Consider the following 14,518-nt stretch of genomic DNA (forward strand, 5'->3'; position numbering starts at 1 on the left):
AGGGGCTTGAATCCTTATTGATAATGGCCTATCATCTCGACGTTAATGATAATGGCTTATCACTAGACGCGTTCGCGCCCGGTGACCTGCCGCCTGCCGTTCATCTCATCACCAAGGATTTCACCATGTCGCATTTCACCTGCAAGCGCACGCCACTGACCCTGGCGCTGATGCTGGCCTTCGGCGCGCCGCTGGCCGTCCATGCCCAGACGACGACGGGCCGCATGGCGGCCGATCCGGACAGCGTGCCGACCGTCGTGGTGTCGGCCAGCGCGCTGGGCGTGGTGCACGACGACATGATCACGCCAGTGACGTCGCTCGGCGGCGCTGAACTAGTGCGCGCGCGCGAATCGACGCTGGGCGAAACGCTGGCCCACCAGCCGGGCATCACGTCGAGCCACTTCGGCGCTGGCGCCAGCCGTCCGGTGATCCGCGGCATGGATGGCCCGCGCGTGAAAATCCTGTCGGATGGCGCCGAGATCCAGGATGCCTCGACCATCAGCCCCGATCACGCTGTCGCCTTCGAACCCGTGCTGGCCGAGCGCATCGAAGTGCTGCGCGGCCCGTCGGCGCTGGCCTATGGCGGCGGCGCGGTGGGCGGCGTCGTCAACATCATCGACCGCAAGATCCCGACGGCGATGCCGGAAAACGGCCTGGAGGGCAGCGCCGAAATCCGCGCCAATTCGGCTGCGCGCGAAAAGACCGGCGCGTTTGAATTCACCACGGCGGCCGGCAGCAACGTTGCGCTGCACCTGGAAGGCGTCAAGCGCGATGCGGGCGACTACCGTGTCGGCAAGGACTGGGTCGATGGCCGCCGCGTGCTGGGCAGCTACAAGGAAGGCGAGACCGGGACGGTCGGCCTGTCGTGGATCGGCAAGAACGGCTACCTTGGCGCGGCCTTCACGAAAGAGCGCACCGAATACGGCATCCCGGGCCACAACCACGAATTCGAAGGCTGCCATCCGCATGGCGCCCAGCTGCATTGCGGCGGTCATGAAGAAGAAGAGGGGCACGACCACGAGGAAGAAGAACACGACCACGACCATGAACACGAGCACAGCGACGTCCCGGTCGTGAAACTCGACAGCGAGCGCTGGGATGTACGCGGCGAGTACCGCAATCCGGTGGCCGGCATCGAGCGTGTGCGCATGCGCGCCTCGTTCACCGAGTACGTCCACGATGAGCTGGAAGAGAACGTGGTCTCGACGTCGTTCCGCAACAAGGGCATCGATGCGCGCCTCGAAGCGGTGCACGCGCCGATTGCCGGTGTGCGCGGCGTGTTCGGCCTGCAGACCACGCGCCGCGATTTCTCGGCGCTGGGCGAAGAAGCGTATGTGCCGCCGACCCTCACCAAAAAGCATGCGGCGTTCCTGACCGAGGAATACAAGCTGCAGGACTGGCGCTTCGAGGCCGGCCTGCGCCACGAGTGGCAGGACATCGAGGTCGATGCCCCGGGCCTGCTGAACGCCGATGCGCGCGGCACGTCGGCATCGGTCGGCGCGGTGTGGAAGCTCACGCCGGGCTATTCGCTGGGCACTTCGCTCTCGCGCAGCCATCGCCTGCCGACCGCCGAAGAACTGTATGCGGACGGCGCTCACCTGGCCACGTCCACCTACGAGATCGGCAATCAGGAACTGGATAAGGAAACCTCGAACAACGTCGACCTCACGCTGCGCAAGTTTGACGGCGACACGACGTTCTCGGTGAGCGCGTTCCGCAACAAGGTCGACAACTACATCTATGCGCGCACGCTGGACAGCCAGGATGGCTTCCAGCTGGTGCAGTACACGCAGCGTGACGCGTTGTTCACCGGCGTGGAAGGCGAACTTCGCCAGAAGCTGTCGTCCAACCTGAGCGCAACCGTGTTCGGCGATTATGTGCGCGCCCGTTTCGATGGTGGTGACGGCAGCCGCAACCTGCCGCGCATTCCGGCCAGCCGCATTGGCGTGAAGCTCGATGGCGAGTGGAATGGCTTGCATGGCATGGTCGAGCTGTACCGCGTCGGCAAGCAGGACAAGCTGGCCGAGTACGAGACCGAAACGGGCGGCTACAACATGCTCAATGTCGGTACCCACTACTCGACCCGCATCGGCGGCGTGCCGACGCAGTTCTATGCGCGCCTGAACAACCTGACCGACGAACTGGCGTTCAGCCACACATCGTTCATCAAGAATGCGGCGCCGCTCACCGGCCGTAATGTCACGGCAGGGATTCGCGTGATGTTCTGAGGCTGATTGAAGGATCCTAAGCGGCGCACGGCAGATATTGCCGTGCGCCGTTTGTCGTTTGGGCTCTGGCATCGCACGCACGATTCGCCATGCAGATTGAATCGCTAACGATAATGGGTTATCATTAGATTCTAATGATGATTGGAACAGGGCCATGAACCACCCAGGCAAGAACGCTCTGACCAAAACTGCACTGATCAAATTCGGCGATATCGCCGGCATGACGGCATCCGTCCTGTGCCTGCTGCATTGCCTGGCGATGCCGCTCGTGATCCTGGCGTTTCCGATGCTGGGGCTCGCCCACGCGCACGACACGTTCCACGACACGCTGATCGCAGCGATCACGCTGCCGGTGCTGCTGGCGCTGGTGCCTGGCTATCTGCGGCACCGTGACAAGACAACGCTGCTGATCGGCTGCGCGGGCCTGGCGCTGTTCCTGGCGGCCGTGTTCGTTGTCAGCCCGCTGCTGGGCGAGCATGCCGAGGCGGCTGTTGCTGTCCTCAGTGGTTTCATGCTGCTGTACGCGCACCTGCGCAACCGCCGGTTCTGCAAGCGTTGCACGACGCGTACGCGGCATGACGGTAGTCACGCGGCGCCTGCGCCGTGCAATGTGCGTTAAGCGTTCGATTTTTCAGGCGAACAGGCGCGCCAGTTCCTGACCCGGGTTTTCAGCGCGCATAAAGGCTTCGCCAACGAGGAAGGCGTGCACATTTGCGTCGCGCATGCGCTGCACGTCCTGCGGTCCGAGAATGCCCGATTCGGTAACCACCAGGCGCTCTGGCGGAATCGCCGAGAGCAGGCCGAGCGTGGTATCGAGCGTGACATCGAACGTGCGCAGGTTGCGGTTGTTGATGCCCACCAGCGGCGTACGCAATTGCAGGGCTGCGTCGAGTTCTGCGCCGTCGTGCACTTCGACCAGCACGTCCATCCCGAGCTCCAGCGCGCACGCTTCCAGTTCGGCCATTAGGCCGTGGTCCAGTGCTGCCACGATCAGCAGGATCGCATCGGCGCCCATCGCACGCGCTTCATAGACCTGGTACAGGTCGACCATGAAATCCTTGCGCAGGATCGGCAGGTCGCAGGCGGCGCGCGCTTGGCGCAGGTACTCGCTCGAACCCTGGAAGAAATTCACGTCGGTCAGCACCGACAGGCACGCCGCGCCATGTTCGGCGTAGCTCTGCGCGATCGCGGCCGGCTGGAAGTCGGCGCGCAGCACGCCCTTCGATGGCGAGGCTTTCTTGACTTCGGCGATCACGCCGGCCTGGCCTGCGGCGATTTTTGCGCGCAAAGCCTGCTCGAAGCCACGCAGGCTGCGGCGCGCGTCGCCATCGCTTTCCACCTCATTACGCAGGCTGTACAGATCGCGGTGCTTGCGCGCGGCGGCCACTTCGTCGGCCTTTACGGCCAGGATCTTGTCGAGGATGTCGGACATGCTGGTGCTTTCGGTATCAGTTGGCCGCGCCGAGCTGGCGCGTGACCTGGACGAACTGTTCGAGCTTGGCGACCGCCGCGCCCGAGGCGATGGCGGCGCGCGCCTGCTCAAGGCCTGCGCCGATCGAGTCGGCCACGCCGGCGGCATACAGGGCAGTGCCGGCGTTGAGCGCCACGATGTCGTGCGCCGGACCGGGCTCGCCGCGCAGGGCTTCGAGCACGCGCGCCTTGGATTCTTCGGCGTTGGCCACCTTCAGGTTGCGGCTCGAGACCATTTGCAGGCCGAAGTCTTCCGGGTGGATTTCGTATTCGCGGATCTCGCCGTTGACCAGTTCACCGACGATGGTGCCGGCGCCGAGCGAGACTTCGTCCATATTGTCGCGGCCCCAGACCACGACCGCATGCTGGGCGCCGAGGCGCTGCAGCACGCGTACCTGGATGCCGACCAGGTCGGGGTGGAACACGCCCATCAGGATGTTCGGCGCGCCGGCCGGATTGGTCAGCGGGCCCAGGATGTTGAAGATGCTGCGCACGCCCAGCTCGCGCCGCACCGGCGCCACGTGCTTCATCGCCGCGTGGTGGTTCGGTGCGAACATGAAGCCGATCCCGGTCTGTGCGATCGACTGCGCGATCTGTTCGGGCGTCAGGTCGATGTGGGCGCCGAACGCTTCGATCAGGTCGGCGCTGCCGGACGACGACGAGACGCTGCGGCCGCCGTGCTTGGCCACGCGCGCGCCGGCAGCGGCGGCAACGAACATCGCCGCGCTCGAGATATTGAAGGTGTTGGCGCCGTCGCCGCCGGTGCCGACGATGTCGAGCAGGCCGGTGGTGTCGGCCATCGGCACCTTGGTCGAGAACTCGCGCATGACTTGGGCGGCGGCGGTGATTTCGCCGATGGTTTCTTTTTTCACGCGCAGGCCGACGGTCAGCGCCGCGACCATGGTCGGCGACACGTCGCCCGACATGATCTGGCGGAACAGCGACAGCATTTCGTCGTGGAAGATTTCGCGGTGTTCGATACAGCGCAGCAGCGCTTCTTGTGGGGTGATCGCCATGGCGGGGTCCAGTATGGTGTCAGTATTCGCTCGTACGTCGTTCCCGCGCAGGCGGGAACCCAAGTTTGTTGCGTGTCCGGGGTGCTGATGACGGACAGGCTGCGGTGCTGACTTGGATTCCCGCCTTCGCGGGAATGACGTGCATCAGCGCGTCAGGAAGTTCTTCAGCAGCGCGTGGCCGTGCTCGGACAGGATCGACTCGGGGTGGAACTGCACGCCCTCGATGTCGAACGTCTTGTGGCGCACGCCCATGATCTCGCCGTCGTCGGTCCATGCCGTCACTTCGAGGCAGGCCGGCAGCGACGCGCGCTCGATCGCCAGCGAGTGGTAGCGGATCACGGTGTAGGGGCTCGGCAGATCCTGGAACACGCCTTCGCCGATGTGCGCGATCGTCGACGTCTTGCCGTGCATGACCTGCTTGGCGCGAATGACCTTGCCGCCGAACGCTTCGCCGATGGCCTGATGGCCGAGGCACACGCCCAGGATCGGCAGCTTGCCGCCGAATTCGCGCAGAACGTCGAGCGAGATGCCGGCATCCTTCGGCGCCTTCGGGCCCGGCGAGATGCAGATGCGGTCAGGCTTCATGGCAGCGATCTCTTCGAGCGTGATCTCGTCGTTGCGCACGGTGCGCACGTCTTCACCCAGTTCGCCGAAGTACTGCACGATGTTGTAGGTGAACGAGTCGTAGTTGTCGATCATGAGCAGCATGTCAGAACTCTCCATCCAGGCCATCTTGCACTTGCTCGGCCGCGCGCAGCACGGCGCGCGCCTTGTGTTCGGTCTCTTGCCATTCCATCTCGGGGATCGAATCGGCGACGATGCCGGCGGCGGCCTGCACGTACAGGTTACCGTCCTTGATCACGCCGGTGCGGATCGCGATCGCCACGTCCATCTCGCCGCCAAAACTCAGGTAGCCGCAGGCGCCGCCGTAGATGCCGCGCTTCACGGGCTCCAGCTCATCGATCACTTCCATCGCCCGCACCTTCGGCGCGCCCGTCAGGGTGCCGGCCGGGAAGGTCGCGCGCAGCACGTCGAGGTTCGACATGCCGTCTTTCAGCTTGCCTTCGACGTTCGAGACGATGTGCTGCACGTGCGAGTATTTCTCGATGACCATGCGGTCGGTGACCTTGACGCTGCCGGTATCTGCGATGCGGCCGATGTCGTTGCGCGCCAGGTCGATCAGCATCACGTGTTCGGCCACTTCCTTGGGATCGGCCAGCAGTTCGGCAGCCAGGGCGGCGTCGCGTTCCGGCGTGGCGCCGCGCCCGCGCGTGCCGGCGATCGGGCGCAGCGTGACCTTGCGGCCGCCCTCGGGCAGCGTCTCGTTGCGCACCAAAATCTCGGGCGACGAGCCGACGATCTGCATGTCGCCGAAGTTGTAGTAGTACATGTACGGCGACGGATTCAGCGAACGCAGCGAGCGATACAGCGACAGTGGCGAATCGACATACGGCTTGCGGATGCGCTGGCCGATCTGCACCTGCATCAGGTCACCGGCCATCACGTATTCGTGGGCTTTGGCGACGGCCTTCAGGTAATCCTCTTTGCTGAAGTCGCGCACCGATTCGGTCCGTACCGAGGCCGACGTAACGGGCGCATCGACGCTCCGGCGCAGCATCATGCGCAGGTCTTTCAGGCGCTGGCGGCCGCGCGAATACGCTTCGGGCTGGCCCGGGTCGGCGTACACGATCAGGTACAGCTTGCCCGACAGGTTGTCGATCACCGCCAGTTCTTCGGTCACCATCAGCTGGATGTCGGGCAGGCCCAGTTCATCGCGCGGCGTGCTCGCGGCCAGCTTGTGCTCGATGTGGCGCACCGTGTCGTAGCCGAAGTAGCCGGCCAGGCCGCCGCAAAAGCGCGGCAGGCCAGGGCGCAGCGCGACCTTGAAGCGTGCCTGATACGCCTCGATGAAGTCGAGTGGATTGCCTTCGTGCGACTCGATCACTTCGCCGTTCTTGACGATCTCGGTCAGGTTGCCGGTCGTGCGCAGCAGCGTGTGCGCCGGCAGGCCGATGAAAGAGTAGCGGCCAAAGCGTTCGCCGCCCACCACCGATTCGAGCAGGAAGGTGTTTTTGCCGGTGTTCTGCGATTGCGCCAGCTTGAGGTACAGCGTGAGCGGGGTTTCGAGGTCGGCGAAGGCTTCCGCGATCAGGGGGATGCGGTTGTAGCCCTGGTTTGCCAGGGACTTGAATTCGAGTTCGGTCATGTTTTCTCCAGACCGCCACGGGGGAAGAGGGCGGTGGTGTGCTTCAAAAAACCCGCCGGTGACGTGCAGTCGCACGCACACCCGGCAGCAATCGGTACGGCTTAGTCAGCCCAGGATTGCCAGCGTCGCCAGACCCAGGCCTCAGGGGCGCCGGTTTGGTTGACAGTGAGTTTTTTGGTGAAAAACATGGTGAGAGAAGTTAGTTGGTTAAGCTGGCCGTTGCATTGTGCGCGCCGATGCGGCGTGCTGCATCCAGCAGCGAATCCACTATACCATCGGATTGAATTTCTTGTACAGGACGGCCGTGGTTGTAGCCGTACGGGACCGTGAGTACGAAACAGCCGGCGGCGCGGGCGCTTTCGGCATCGTTCGACGAGTCGCCAATGGCCACCACCTGCGTTGGCGGAATGTCCAGGGCGGCGCAGGCGCCCAGCATCGGCATGGCGTCCGGTTTCTTTTTGGCGAACGAGTCGCCGCCGAACACGTGCTCGAAATACGGCGCGAGGCCTTTCTGGGCCAGCAGCGGCAGTGCGAATGCAATTGGCTTGTTGGTCACGCAGACCAGGCGCAGGCCAAGCGCCTGCATCGCCGCCAGGCCGTCCAGCACACCGTCATACAGCGTGCTGCGATCGCCATTGATGGCCAGGTAGTGCCGCTGGTAGCCGGCCATTGCGTCGACGTACGCCGCATCGACCCGCGCCGCGTCCCAGTCGAGCAGCAGCGCATCGCGCACCAGTTTTTCGGAGCCCTTGCCGACCAGGGGCTTGATGATGGCCTGGCTGATGGGCGCCAGGCCAAGGTCGTGGCGCATGCCGTTCAGCGCCGCCTCGAAGTCGGGCACCGTGTCGAGCATGGTGCCATCGAGGTCGATGATGACGGCCCGGATACGTGCTGCGCCGGCCCGCATCAGCGCGCGACCGTGGCCAGTTCGGCGCGCATGGCGTCGATCACGGCTTTGTAGTCTGGCTTGCCGAAGATGGCCGAGCCGGCCACGAACGTGTCGGCGCCGGCAGCTGCTGCGGCGGCGATGTTCTCGGCCTTGATGCCGCCATCGACTTCGAGCAGGATGTCGCGGCCCGACTCGTCGATCAGGCGGCGCGCGATGGCGATCTTCTTGAGTGCTTCGGGGATGAACGACTGGCCGCCGAAACCCGGATTGACCGACATGATGAGGATCATGTCGATCTTGTCCATCACGTGCTCGAGGTAATGCATCGGCGTGCCCGGATTGAAGACCAGGCCGGCCTTGCAACCGTGATCGCGGATCAGCTGCAGCGTGCGGTCGATGTGCTCTGACGCTTCCGGGTGGAAGGTGATGATGTTGGCGCCGGCCTTAGCGAAATCGGGAATGATGCGGTCGACCGGCTTGACCATCAGGTGCACATCGATCGGCACGTCCACGTGCGGGCGGATCGCCTGGCAGACGAGCGGGCCGATGGTCAGGTTCGGGACGTAATGGTTGTCCATCACGTCGAAGTGAATGATGTCGGCGCCGGCGGCAACGACATTGCGCACTTCTTCACCGAGGCGGGCGAAATCGGCGGACAGGATGCTGGGAGCGATGCGGTAGGTGGTCATGGGGCGACGATGCGTGTTTTGGTGGGAATCCGCTATTCTACGCCGGTCGCGCTGGCGCCTCCAGCGTTGACGATGCCGTGGCGCGTCGGCGCTTGGCGGCCACAGGCGGTATGATTGTTATTTGCGCCACATGGCGCGCCGGCCCCTGCGAATGGCGCAGCGGCCGAGTCCACGATCACGCAAGGAACCTCGATGCCCGCCTACGATTTCGCTGTCACCGTCAGAACGCAATACCTGGCGGAGCAGTCCGACCCGGACCGGAGCCAGTTCGTGTTCAGCTACACGATCACGATCAAGAATACCGGCAGCATTCCTGCCCAGCTCATTTCCCGTCACTGGGTCATTCTCGACGCCAATAACCAGATGCAGGAAGTCAAAGGCCTGGGCGTGGTTGGCCACCAGCCGTTGCTGGCGCCGGGCGAGCAGTTCGAGTACACGAGCGGCACGCACCTGGGCACCGCGCAGGGCTCGATGCGCGGCGAATACTTCTGCGTGGCCGAGGATGGCCACCGCTTCGAGGCCACCATTCCTGAATTCGTGCTGTCGCCGCCGCGCTCCCTGCACTGAGCCTACGGGGCGGGGGTGTCGTCGCCGTCGTCCCGGTCGCTATCTTTGCGGCCGGCGAACATGGTCCACCAGACGATGAACACGAACAGGAACAGCGCAACGCCGGCTTCCACCATCAAGATCCACATATCGGTCCCCATGGTTCCCATGTATACAATACGCCGCAGTGTACCCGTCCTGATCGCGCTCGTCAGCCTGCTGAGTGCCTGTTCGACCGAACCGAAGCCCACGGCGCCCTCCGCGCCGCCGCCGGTCACGATGCCGCCGCCGGTCGGGCCGGTGGTAGTGCCGCCGCCGGTTCAGCCGCCAGCGCCGACCGCGCCGACAGCACCGCTCACGCCCACCACCTTTGCCGCGCTGCCGGGCTGGCAGCAGGACGACGTGCGTCAGGCCTGGCCGGCCTTCCTGCAATCGTGCAGCGTACTGGCGTCGCGCCAGGCGCCGTGGAAAGCACCGTGTGCTGCGGCTGGCGCGGTGGATGCCAAAGACGTCGCGGCCGTGCGCCGCTTCTTCGAGACGTATTTCGTGCCGAACCAGGTGCGCAACCCGGATGGCGCCAATACCGGGCTCATCACCGGCTATTACGAAGCGATGCTATACGGTTCGCGCAAGCGGGGCGGGGCGTTCCAGACGCCGCTGTACCGGGTGCCGGACGATCTGGTGACGGTCGACCTGGGCAGCATCTATCCCGATCTGCAGAACCGGCGCCTGCGGGGCCGTCTGTCCGGCAAGACCGTGATTCCGTACCAGAGCCGTGCCGACATCGACCGCGCGCCATTGAGCGGCAAGGAGTTGCTGTGGGTAAGCGATCCGGTGGATGCGTTCTTCCTTGAGGTGCAGGGTTCGGGTCGCGTCAAGCTTGATTCCGGTGAAACGGTGCGCGTGGGCTATGCCGACCAGAATGGTCATCCTTATAAAGCCATCGGACGCTGGTTCGTGGAGCAGGGGATCATGACGCCGGACCAGGTGTCGGCGCAGTCGATCCGGGCCTGGATTGCGGCGAATCCGTCGCGACGCCAGGAACTGTTGAATGTGAACCCGAGCTATATCTTCTTCACGGAAACCAAGGTGGCAGACCCGGGCGTCGGGCCGCGTGGCGCGCTCAATGTGCCGCTGACGCCAGGCCGCTCGATTGCCATCGACCGTACCATCCTGCCGCTGGGCGCGCCGGTGTGGCTGTCGACGACCATGCCGAAGGATGGCGCACCACTGCAGCGTCTGGTGATGGGGCAGGACGTCGGCGGCGCGATTCGCGGCGCGGTGCGGGCCGATTTCTTCTTCGGCTTCGGGCCGGAAGCGACGGAAAATGCCGGACTCATGAAGCAAAGTGGGACGATGTGGGTGTTGTTGCCGAAGTGAACCTTCGTTGCATTAATGAGAGAATCGGGCTACTCTGACTTTTGATTCAATTTCCACGTTGCAATTTTCCGCTGTGGTTGATGCGCGGTGACGTGGTGGTGCTTTCATTTTTGACAGGTTCTATTCATGCGTCTGCATTCCCTTCTTGCCATTACCCTTGCCGCTGCCATTGCCGCGCCCAGCCAGGCCGCCGCGCCTGGTCCTTCCGATACCGTACTGTCGGTGGGCAGCATCGTGCTGCTGGTGCCGTTCAGTGTGGTTTATCTGAGCGCGAAGAAAGTAGCGGAAGGCTCGCAGGCTGCAATCGACGTCTCCAGGCGCTGGAGCGTCGTGACGGTTCAGCCCGAGGGCGACAAGACTGCGCTCGAACTGCACAGCGACGACCAGCAGTTGAAGATCGATATGGCAATCCAGACCCGGATCGCGCAGAACGAGGCAATCAAGGCCGGCGATCGCATTGATATTGAAGCAATCGGCAAGGCTGGCTATGCCGTCAAGAAAGGCAAGGCGACGATTGCTCTGCTGGCCGAACCAGGCACCGGCATGGCCCACTCGCGCCCGCGCAGCTAGGATGCGCCGCGCCGTTGCTGCGGCCGCACTGGCGTTGGCGGTGCCCACGGCCTTCGCCGGCACCCCCTGCGAGGAGCAGGTCGCTTCTCCAGAGCTATTGGTCCGAAGCATGCAGATGGCCGATCTCACGCGCACGGCGCTGGAAGGCATCGGCGACGATGTCGTACTGATCGCGCGCGTGGGACAGGATCTGTCGGCCTATCGGCTGACCTATTCGCACGCGGCATTTGCCGTGCGCGCACATTCTGCCGGCGCCTGGTCGGTGGTGCACAAGCTCAATACGTGTGGCACAGCGACGTCGGCACTGTACGACGAAGGACTGATCAATTTCTTCTCTGACGCGCCGGTGCGGTATCAGGCCGGCATCTGGCGCCTGGCGCCTGCCGTGCAAGCCCGGCTCAAGAACGCACTGCTTGGCACGAAGGCGCGCGACTATCACGAGCCCCACTATAGCCTGGCTGCCTATCCGTTCAGCACGCGCTATCAGAATTCGAACGGCTGGGTCCTTGAAATGCTGGCCTACGCCATCGCCCCCGAAGGCGCGGCAACGACCCGCGCCACGGCGCAGACCTGGCTGGCGTCGACCGGTTACCAGCCAACCGAGCTGGCGCTGGGCACGATGACGCGCCTGGGCGCGCGGATATCGAAGGCGAATATTGCATTTGACGACCATCCGTCCAGCTTGCGCTGGAAGGGCAGGATCCAGACCGTCTCGGTGGAGTCGATCGTGACCTGGCTGCGGACCTTGCCCAACGGCTGCCAGGCCATGGGCTGCCCGGAATTGCCGGTCGTGCTGCCGCCGGCAGGGCCGTGATGGCCGGCGTCGCATGCATATTGGCCGATCGGGGCGCTCTACTTGACGTACACGGAAAGCGCTACAATCGCGACGATACTATCCAACCAGATGAGGGTTTCCCATGGAATATGCTGACCTGTTGATCGAGAACCACGGCAAGGTCGCCGTGGTACGGCTGAACCGTCCGAAGGCGATGAATGCGCTTAACGACAATATGATGAACGAGCTGGGCCATGCGCTGCGCGCGTTCGACCAGGATCCGGCCATCAACGTCATCGTGTTGACGGGTAGCGAGAAGGCCTTCGCCGCCGGCGCCGACATCGCCGCCATGGCGCAGTACGATTACCAGGAAACCTACGGCAATAACTATATTGGCCGCAACTGGGAACACATCCTTGATATCCGCAAGCCGGTCATCGGCGTGGTTTCGGGCTATTGCCTGGGTGGTGGCTGTGAGCTGGCGATGATGTGCGACTTTTTGATCGCCGCCGACAGCGCAAAGTTCGGGCAGCCCGAGATCAAGGTCGGCGTCACGCCAGGCGCCGGTGGCACCCAGCGCTTGCCGCGCGCCATTTCCAAGTCGAAAGCGATGGACATGCTGCTCACCACGCGCATGATCGACGCCGCCGAGGCAGAGCGGACCGGGCTGGTGTCGCGCGTGTACCCGGCGGCCGAGGTGATGGACGAGGCAATCAAGATCGCCCAGGGCATTGCCGACATGCCGGTGTCGGTTGCCATGCAGATCAAGGACTGCGTCAACCAGGCCTATGAAATGACGCTGAGCCAGGGCGTGGCCTACGAACGCCGCTACTTCCACGCCGGTTTCGGCACGCCTGCGCAAAAAGAAGGCATGTCGGCATTCCTTGAAAAACGCAAACCTGACTTCGAAGGACATTGAACCATGAAGAAGCGCGCCAAATTGTGGCTGCTCTTGCCAACGGCGCTGCTTGCAGGCGCATTGACGCTATCGAGTTGCTCAACGCTGCCACCTCTTGAGGGGCGCGTTGCCAGCACCGCCTTGACCGATACGGACAATACCCGGCTCGGCCAGGCGCTGTTGCCACTGACCACGGCGCATCCCGGCCTGGTCGGCATTCACAGTCTGCCCGATGGGCGCGATGCGTTCGCCGCGCGCGCCGTGCTGGCGCAGGCGGCCGATCGCAGCCTGGACGTTCAGTACTATATCTGGCGCAATGACACGACCGGCATGCTGATGTTCAACGCCTTGCGCAAGGCGGCGGACCGTGGCGTGCGGGTGCGCCTGCTGCTTGACGATAACAACACGGGTGGCCTGGACGCGATATTGGCGCAGCTCGACGCCCATCCACAGATCGAAGTGCGGCTGTTCAATCCGAACGGTATTCGCTCGATGCGTCCGCTCGGCATGGTCGCCGATTTCTGGCGCATGAACCGGCGCATGCACAATAAATCGTTCACCGCCGATAACAAGGCCACGATCATCGGCGGCCGCAATGTGGGCGACGAGTATTTCGGCGCAGCAGGCGATATCTCGTTCGCCGACCTCGACGTGATCGCTACCGGTCCGGTGGTGAAAGAAGTTTCCGCGGATTTCGACCTGTACTGGAATTGTCCGTCGGCGTATCCGCTGGCGCTGATGGTGAAGGATGCGAAGGCGCCGCCGCCTGCCACGGTCGATGCCGAGACCAAAGAATATTTGGATGCGATCGGACAATCGGCCTTCCTGAACAAAGTCATGAGCGGGACGCTGCCGCTGGAATGGGCGCATGCGCGTTTCCTGAGCGACGATCCGGCCAAGGTGCTGAACCAGTCGTCGCCAGATGAGAATATTGCAGCCAGACTGGCGGTGTTGTTTGGCCAGCCGGAACGCAATCTGGACCTGGTTTCACCGTACTTCGTGCCGGGCAAGGATGGGGCGGCCGCAATGGTCGAGATGGCCAAGAAGGGCGCAAAAATCCGGGTACTCACGAATTCGCTCGAGGCGACTGACGTTTCTGCCGTCCATGCGGGCTATGCCAAGTGGCGCAAGCCGCTGCTGGAGGCCGGCGTGGCGCTGTATGAACTGCGCCGTGCGTCGACCGACGAACCATCGCGCAAGAAGAAGCGCAGTGGTCCCGGCTTTGGCAGTTCGGATGCGAGCCTGCATGCCAAGACGTTTGGCGTGGACGGTAACCGGATCTTCGTCGGCTCGTTCAACTTCGACCAGCGGTCGATTCACCTGAATACCGAAATGGGGATGGTGATCGACAGCGTCGAGCTGGCCCATCGCCTGAGTACGACGCTGGACGAGACCTTGCCAATGCGCGCGTATGAAGTGCTGCTGGATGAGAAGGGGAATGTCTACTGGCTGGAGGGCCGCGACGGCAAGATCGTCCGGCACGACGTCGAGCCTGGAACGACGTGGTGGAAGCGGGCGGTGGTGCATGGGCTGGGTTGGCTGCCGATCGACTGGCTCTTGTAGGACAAAATCTTTTCTTTGTAGTCCCTTGCGGACTGCGCGGCAGGTTTGGTATAGTTCGCCTCCGCTTCGGCACTGACCGAAAAAGTTAACGTAATCAAGTGGTTACGAGAGCAAAGTCTACAGAGAAATCTGAGGCGAAGCGAAAAGAAAGAGTTGACGAGATTTCAGAAACACAGCATAATCTCTCTTCTCTGCTGCAGCGAACAAAACGATTCGCTACCAGCAGCAAGATGCACCGAATAAAGTTCTTTAAAAATTAACAGTCGATAAGTGTGGGCGTTTGATGAG

15 protein-coding genes are annotated in these 14,518 nt (G+C 63.4%); 8 read left to right on the forward strand and 7 right to left on the reverse strand.

Features of this window, described 5'->3' with window-relative positions; all coding sequences use genetic code 11:
- The first annotated feature begins 125 nt into the window (after positions 1 to 125).
- Both NX775_RS19070 and NX775_RS19075 read left to right on the forward strand, forming a co-directional pair.
- The gene (locus NX775_RS19070; protein WP_258837385.1) at positions 126 to 2,228 is read left to right on the forward strand and encodes a TonB-dependent receptor domain-containing protein; all 2,103 of its coding nucleotides are present in this window, start codon (positions 126 to 128) and stop codon (positions 2,226 to 2,228) included.
- A 154-nt stretch (positions 2,229 to 2,382) separates the two neighbouring features.
- On the forward strand, positions 2,383 to 2,847 hold the full coding sequence (locus NX775_RS19075) for a MerC domain-containing protein (RefSeq protein WP_258837386.1): 465 nt from the start codon (positions 2,383 to 2,385) through the stop codon (positions 2,845 to 2,847).
- Positions 2,848 to 2,859: 12 nt separating this feature from the next.
- Here the strand turns inward: NX775_RS19075 and trpC are convergent, their stop codons facing one another.
- From trpC to rpe, 6 genes are all read right to left on the reverse strand, one after another.
- Positions 2,860 to 3,660, reverse strand: coding sequence for an indole-3-glycerol phosphate synthase TrpC (trpC, locus tag NX775_RS19080; RefSeq protein ID WP_258837387.1), 801 nt, complete (start codon positions 3,658 to 3,660; stop codon positions 2,860 to 2,862).
- A gap of 16 nt (positions 3,661 to 3,676) precedes the next feature.
- The gene (trpD, locus tag NX775_RS19085) at positions 3,677 to 4,714 is read right to left on the reverse strand and encodes an anthranilate phosphoribosyltransferase (protein ID WP_183553784.1); all 1,038 of its coding nucleotides are present in this window, start codon (positions 4,712 to 4,714) and stop codon (positions 3,677 to 3,679) included.
- Between the two features lie 144 nt (positions 4,715 to 4,858).
- On the reverse strand, positions 4,859 to 5,422 hold the full coding sequence (locus NX775_RS19090; protein WP_183553782.1) for an anthranilate synthase component II: 564 nt from the start codon (positions 5,420 to 5,422) through the stop codon (positions 4,859 to 4,861).
- 1 nt (position 5,423) lies between these two features.
- Positions 5,424 to 6,920 carry an anthranilate synthase component I gene (gene trpE, locus NX775_RS19095; RefSeq protein WP_183553780.1) on the reverse strand — a complete coding sequence of 499 codons (1,497 nt, stop codon included), beginning with the start codon at positions 6,918 to 6,920 and terminating at the stop codon, positions 5,424 to 5,426.
- Between the two features lie 199 nt (positions 6,921 to 7,119).
- Positions 7,120 to 7,827, reverse strand: coding sequence for a phosphoglycolate phosphatase (gene gph / locus NX775_RS19100; RefSeq protein ID WP_258837388.1), 708 nt, complete (start codon positions 7,825 to 7,827; stop codon positions 7,120 to 7,122).
- On the reverse strand, positions 7,827 to 8,498 hold the full coding sequence (gene rpe / locus NX775_RS19105; RefSeq protein ID WP_183553776.1) for a ribulose-phosphate 3-epimerase: 672 nt from the start codon (positions 8,496 to 8,498) through the stop codon (positions 7,827 to 7,829). Before rpe ends, gph begins: the two co-directional genes overlap by 1 nt.
- A 192-nt stretch (positions 8,499 to 8,690) precedes the next feature.
- Between rpe and apaG the strand changes: the two genes are divergently transcribed.
- A complete protein-coding gene (apaG, locus tag NX775_RS19110; protein WP_183553774.1) occupies positions 8,691 to 9,065 on the forward strand; it encodes a Co2+/Mg2+ efflux facilitator ApaG/CorD in 375 nt (124 codons plus the stop codon).
- A gap of 2 nt (positions 9,066 to 9,067) precedes the next feature.
- Here apaG and NX775_RS19115 read toward each other — a convergent pair whose 3' ends face one another.
- Positions 9,068 to 9,193, reverse strand: coding sequence for a hypothetical protein (locus tag NX775_RS19115; RefSeq protein WP_258837389.1), 126 nt, complete (start codon positions 9,191 to 9,193; stop codon positions 9,068 to 9,070).
- A 19-nt stretch (positions 9,194 to 9,212) separates the two neighbouring features.
- Between NX775_RS19115 and mltA the strand changes: the two genes are divergently transcribed.
- From mltA to NX775_RS19140, 5 genes are all read left to right on the forward strand, one after another.
- Positions 9,213 to 10,424: a murein transglycosylase A gene (mltA, locus tag NX775_RS19120; RefSeq protein WP_258837390.1), complete on the forward strand. Its 1,212-nt coding sequence runs from the start codon at positions 9,213 to 9,215 to the stop codon at positions 10,422 to 10,424.
- A gap of 126 nt (positions 10,425 to 10,550) precedes the next feature.
- A complete protein-coding gene (locus NX775_RS19125; protein WP_258837391.1) occupies positions 10,551 to 10,994 on the forward strand; it encodes a hypothetical protein in 444 nt (147 codons plus the stop codon).
- 1 nt (position 10,995) lies between these two features.
- Positions 10,996 to 11,808 (forward strand): DUF2145 domain-containing protein, encoded by an 813-nt coding sequence (locus NX775_RS19130; RefSeq protein ID WP_258837392.1) that lies wholly within the window; start codon positions 10,996 to 10,998, stop codon positions 11,806 to 11,808.
- A gap of 103 nt (positions 11,809 to 11,911) precedes the next feature.
- The gene (locus NX775_RS19135) at positions 11,912 to 12,688 is read left to right on the forward strand and encodes an enoyl-CoA hydratase (RefSeq protein ID WP_258837393.1); all 777 of its coding nucleotides are present in this window, start codon (positions 11,912 to 11,914) and stop codon (positions 12,686 to 12,688) included.
- A 3-nt stretch (positions 12,689 to 12,691) separates the two neighbouring features.
- Positions 12,692 to 14,230 carry a phospholipase D family protein gene (locus tag NX775_RS19140; protein WP_258837394.1) on the forward strand — a complete coding sequence of 513 codons (1,539 nt, stop codon included), beginning with the start codon at positions 12,692 to 12,694 and terminating at the stop codon, positions 14,228 to 14,230.
- The last annotated feature ends 288 nt before the right edge of the window (positions 14,231 to 14,518 follow it).

Source organism: Massilia aurea (assembly GCF_024753205.1).
Taxonomy (GTDB): Bacteria; Pseudomonadota; Gammaproteobacteria; order Burkholderiales; family Burkholderiaceae_D; genus Telluria; species Telluria aurea.

Bases quoted from the DNA above. Each gene is read 5' to 3' on its own strand.
- NX775_RS19075 (WP_258837386.1), top strand. From the start codon at position 2,383: ATGAACCACCCAGGCAAGAACGCTCTGACCAAAACTGCACTGATCAAA.
- gph (WP_258837388.1), bottom strand. From the start codon at position 7,827: ATGCGGGCCGGCGCAGCACGTATCCGGGCCGTCATCATCGACCTCGAT.
- NX775_RS19140 (WP_258837394.1), top strand. From the start codon at position 12,692: ATGAAGAAGCGCGCCAAATTGTGGCTGCTCTTGCCAACGGCGCTGCTT.
- NX775_RS19115 (WP_258837389.1), bottom strand. From the start codon at position 9,193: ATGTGGATCTTGATGGTGGAAGCCGGCGTTGCGCTGTTCCTGTTCGTG.
- trpE (WP_183553780.1), bottom strand. From the start codon at position 6,920: ATGACCGAACTCGAATTCAAGTCCCTGGCAAACCAGGGCTACAACCGC.
- NX775_RS19090 (WP_183553782.1), bottom strand. From the start codon at position 5,422: ATGCTGCTCATGATCGACAACTACGACTCGTTCACCTACAACATCGTG.
- rpe (WP_183553776.1), bottom strand. From the start codon at position 8,498: ATGACCACCTACCGCATCGCTCCCAGCATCCTGTCCGCCGATTTCGCC.
- apaG (WP_183553774.1), top strand. From the start codon at position 8,691: ATGCCCGCCTACGATTTCGCTGTCACCGTCAGAACGCAATACCTGGCG.
- NX775_RS19135 (WP_258837393.1), top strand. From the start codon at position 11,912: ATGGAATATGCTGACCTGTTGATCGAGAACCACGGCAAGGTCGCCGTG.
- NX775_RS19130 (WP_258837392.1), top strand. From the start codon at position 10,996: ATGCGCCGCGCCGTTGCTGCGGCCGCACTGGCGTTGGCGGTGCCCACG.
- NX775_RS19125 (WP_258837391.1), top strand. From the start codon at position 10,551: ATGCGTCTGCATTCCCTTCTTGCCATTACCCTTGCCGCTGCCATTGCC.
- mltA (WP_258837390.1), top strand. From the start codon at position 9,213: ATGTATACAATACGCCGCAGTGTACCCGTCCTGATCGCGCTCGTCAGC.
- NX775_RS19070 (WP_258837385.1), top strand. From the start codon at position 126: ATGTCGCATTTCACCTGCAAGCGCACGCCACTGACCCTGGCGCTGATG.
- trpD (WP_183553784.1), bottom strand. From the start codon at position 4,714: ATGGCGATCACCCCACAAGAAGCGCTGCTGCGCTGTATCGAACACCGC.
- trpC (WP_258837387.1), bottom strand. From the start codon at position 3,660: ATGTCCGACATCCTCGACAAGATCCTGGCCGTAAAGGCCGACGAAGTG.